The sequence below is a fragment of the Nitrospirae bacterium CG2_30_53_67 genome (assembly GCA_001873285.1).
Taxonomy (GTDB): Bacteria; CG2-30-53-67; CG2-30-53-67; order CG2-30-53-67; family CG2-30-53-67; genus CG2-30-53-67.
Window position 1 is genome coordinate 1 of the sequence record MNYV01000053.1, and the last position, 3,657, is coordinate 3,657.

A 3,657-nucleotide genomic window follows, 5' to 3' on the forward strand; every position below is an offset into this window, starting at 1 on the left:
ATTGCGCCTGACCTGTTTCAATCCTCACCCGCCCACGTGGGCGGGTGCTACTGTTCTTGCTCTTTTTGCTTTGATTTCAATATGTTGAAAAACATATTCTGCGAAATCATAAAATCGGTCTTAAATATTCTCGATGCAAACACTGCACTATCACCTAACATATTGATAAAAGCTATTTTTTATCTTCCACGAATCTTACGGCTTTTTCGATAGCGCGTCAGGTTCGCACTAAATGATCAGAGGTTCATCAAAGAAAATAGTTTTTGCCGTCCCATACTCTTCTACATGTTCATCTCTTGGCTCTGTCAGGCGATATAAACGCAGATTATCCTCTTCCTTATTGATTTCTTCCAAGAGTTTCTTTCGCAGATCCTCATACTTCATCTCATCCACCTGACATTCAAAGACCGATTTTTGAACACGCTGGCCGTAGTTCTTACATGCCTGAGCCACGCGGCGAAGCCTTCGGCGTCCGGATTTCGTATCCGTTGACACATCATAAGCAACGATGATCCACATATATCATTTCCTCCCTATGAATACAAGAAAGGTGGATAGACTTCCAGATCGCCTCTCAGGTGTCTTGCCAAAAGTCGTGCCTGAACATGGGGGAGCAGGCCAAATGGAACCTTCTCATTTAATACAGGATGTTTGAATTCATCCTGCTTCCTCTTTTGATACGACACCACGACAGTCTTTCGTCCCTCGTCGTTCAACAGGGTTGCGCCGCCTGGCCGCACTTCAAAGTCCTTTGCCGTAATCTGCTTGCGATTGATCAGAGTAAGCGCCAGCCGGTCTGCCAGCAGCGAACGGAACTCTTCCATCAAGTCGAGTCCCAATGACGGTCTTCCCGGTCTGAGGGCATGGAGAAAACCCATCTGTGAATCAAGCCCCACTCCCTCCAGTGCAGAGATACAATCGTTCAGCACAAGCGTATAGAGAAAAGACAACAGGCCGTTCACCGGATCGAGCGGCGGCCTCCTGTTTCGCCCATTCATCTTGAACGTTTTGCGTGCGTCCTCTTTCACCATCCGGTCAAAAACACCGAAATAGGCATTGGCCGACTCACCTTCAAAACCCCGCACCACATCAATATCGTGCGTATCCTTCAGACGAAAGAGCGCATCGGCGAGAATATCGGCAGCCTTCTTGAGAGCTGAGATCTCTTCCTGATTCTCGGTTTCCCTGGCTCCGCGAAGAAGCACCTCACGGGAATTTCTAACCTTTCCCGCCACGATGTTCCGGGCAACCCCTATCGACTTCTCTTTATCCCTGACAAACTCATACTGTGCCTGTCTGAGCAGGACGTTTCCTGTGGTCTTGCCTACCATTCGGCATTTGAACTGGCCGTTCCGGTCCAGGATCACGACTGCTCTCCCGTCGTCAGCACAGCGTCCCAGAAGAAACGGGCTCATCATCACGTTTCCCATGGTCACGATGGCCCCGAGATGATGGAGCGGCACCTGCATCTGCACATTGCCTTCCACTTCCACCTTCAGGGTTTCATGATCCAGATTCAGGTAGGCGCCTTGTGTCATGACATAAAGCGTATTCAGGAGTTGTTTCATGCTTATGGCCCTCTGCTTTAGAGAATTTAGAGAATTTTCCCTTGACTTAGTCAACTACTTGGTTTAATATTTGACCATGAAAAAGATCAATATTCATGAAGCAAAAACCCATCTCTCACACTACCTCGAAGAAGTGGAGCATGGGGAAATCGTCGTCGTGTGCAGGCGGAACCAGCCGGTCGCTGAAATACGTCCCCTTGCTCCCCATCGGCATAGGCCGCGTCCCATAGGCTTGTCCAAAGGCAAATTCACAGTGCCTGCCTCGTTCTTCGATGAGTTGCCGGAGGACATGCTCGCGATGTTTGGCGGTGCCGAATCGTGAACATCCTTCTGGACACCTGCACGTTTCTTTGGATCGTGTCGGGAGGTCCCGAGTTGTCCGACACTGCCCGTCGGCTCTTTTCTGATCCCGCCAATGAGGTCTACCTGAGCGTTGCCTCCGCATGGGAGATCATCGTCAAGCACAAGCTGGGCAAACTGCCGCTATCGACGCCACCCCACGAATTCATCAAGAAGTGGCGCACCCGCCATGATATCGATTCATTGCCGCTGGACGAAGCGGCCGTATTGCAGCTTTCCCGACTCCCCGATTATCACAAAGATCCCTTCGACCGAATCCTCATCTGTCAGGCGATTGCCGGAGGACTCGTCATTCTCACGCCCGATCCACGCATCACCAAGTATCCCGTCGCTGCCGAGTGGTAACTACCCATTCCTGTGCCGACCGGACTTGTACTCAACTTGACGATGTATTCCCGCAGCCGCTGGGTCGCCCAGATACGGAACTGTGTGCCGCGGTGGGATTTCACCCGATACCCCACGGAAATAATCACATCGAGATTGTAGTGAGCTGTATCATAGTTTTTGCCGTCAGCGGCAGTTATCCGGAATTTCCGGATAACTGATTCAGGTGCAAGCTCCCCCTCTTCAAAGATATTTTTAATGTGTTCATTAATTGTCCTGACATCTTTCTGAAACAGTTCAGCCATGAGCTTCTGACTTAGCCAAACTGTTTCATCCTGAAGATGGACTTCAATCCTGGTTTTCCCGTCCTCCGTATGATACAGAATCAAATCGCTTTTCATTGGGTCATCTTGATTCTTTTTCTTCATATATCATCACCCTTCAGCTTTTTCAGTTTCTGCGGGGTTGTCAGATAATTCTCGCGTGATACAACCCGTTTCCCGGTTTTTTGTTCAAGGTCTTTTCGTGCCTTCCCGGCGACTTCTCCGCCCTTGCGCGCAGCGTGCTTACTTTCGTGAAACCCCTTGGCATCATCAACCCGCGTAATCTCGGTCGTAGCCGCCTCGCCGAGCATCGAGAAGATCAATTCAAGATCGTTCATGTGGTCCCGCAGGTTCTGGCGCTTTAGCCCCTTGATCTTCTTGTGCTTGCCCGGCGTTATGCCGAATGCAGCCTTTGCGATCTCGGCGGTGAGGATCTCATATTCCCTTTTCTCTCGCACGTCCCGCTTTTTCCATTCATCCGTAAGCTCTTCCCTGATGGCGATACCCCTCATCCGCTTCTCGATCCAGTCGTCGGAGTAGCCCTTGGCCTTATAGAGCGCCCGCGTCCTCTTCGAACCGAGTTCCGGGTCTTCGATCTCCTGCACCCGTTCATAGCCCACCTTGGCCAGCCAACGTTTGAAGGGCTCGGCCTTGGGGGAGGGGATGGACTGGATGATGCGGAAGATACCTTCCGTATGAGCGCAATCCGTTTCTCTCAGTTTCCCGTCTGGAGCAAGCAACTTCAACCCGTGACAAAATGTCACGACTTCACTTCCTTCTTTCTTAAGCCTTTGTTTTAACTTCCTCCAATATGCCCCCGCATCTGCGCTTTCGGCGAGGACTCCGCATACATCGACGATAGAAAACCACCATTCATTGTTATGCAATATTCTTCTGATTTCCTTTCCCTTGAAAACCGCGATGTTTTCTTCCATTCCTATTCCTCCGTCCTATGAGGCATTATAAACAACTCCATCTCCGCCTTCTTTATCATTCCTTTATTGGCAATCGCCCCCGGCATGCAGGAATCCTTCAAAGAACAATCTTCGCACCTGCCGTCGTTCACCGGCGGCGGAAGCCGC

Annotated in this window: 4 protein-coding genes and 1 pseudogene; 1 reads left to right on the forward strand and 4 read right to left on the reverse strand. The window is 50.5% G+C overall.

Annotated features, from left to right (window positions below; genetic code table 11):
• Nucleotides 1-228: 228 nt before the first annotated feature.
• Both AUK29_03005 and AUK29_03010 read right to left on the reverse strand, forming a co-directional pair.
• Nucleotides 229-519, reverse strand: coding sequence for a CRISPR-associated endonuclease Cas2 (locus AUK29_03005; GenBank protein OIP65252.1), 291 nt, complete (start codon nucleotides 517-519; stop codon nucleotides 229-231).
• Between the two features lie 14 nt (nucleotides 520-533).
• Nucleotides 534-1,568 carry a subtype I-C CRISPR-associated endonuclease Cas1 gene (locus AUK29_03010; GenBank protein ID OIP65253.1) on the reverse strand — a complete coding sequence of 345 codons (1,035 nt, stop codon included), beginning with the start codon at nucleotides 1,566-1,568 and terminating at the stop codon, nucleotides 534-536.
• 76 nt (nucleotides 1,569-1,644) lie between these two features.
• Between AUK29_03010 and AUK29_03015 the strand changes: the two genes are divergently transcribed.
• Nucleotides 1,645-1,890, forward strand: coding sequence for a prevent-host-death protein (locus tag AUK29_03015; protein ID OIP65254.1), 246 nt, complete (start codon nucleotides 1,645-1,647; stop codon nucleotides 1,888-1,890).
• Nucleotides 1,891-2,308: 418 nt separating this feature from the next.
• Here AUK29_03015 and AUK29_03020 read toward each other — a convergent pair.
• Nucleotides 2,309-2,653 (reverse strand): annotated as a pseudogene (locus AUK29_03020) (hydroxyacid dehydrogenase).
• Between the two features lie 23 nt (nucleotides 2,654-2,676).
• Nucleotides 2,677-3,510 carry a phage antirepressor protein gene (locus tag AUK29_03025; GenBank protein ID OIP65255.1) on the reverse strand — a complete coding sequence of 278 codons (834 nt, stop codon included), beginning with the start codon at nucleotides 3,508-3,510 and terminating at the stop codon, nucleotides 2,677-2,679.
• Nucleotides 3,511-3,657 lie beyond the last annotated feature (147 nt).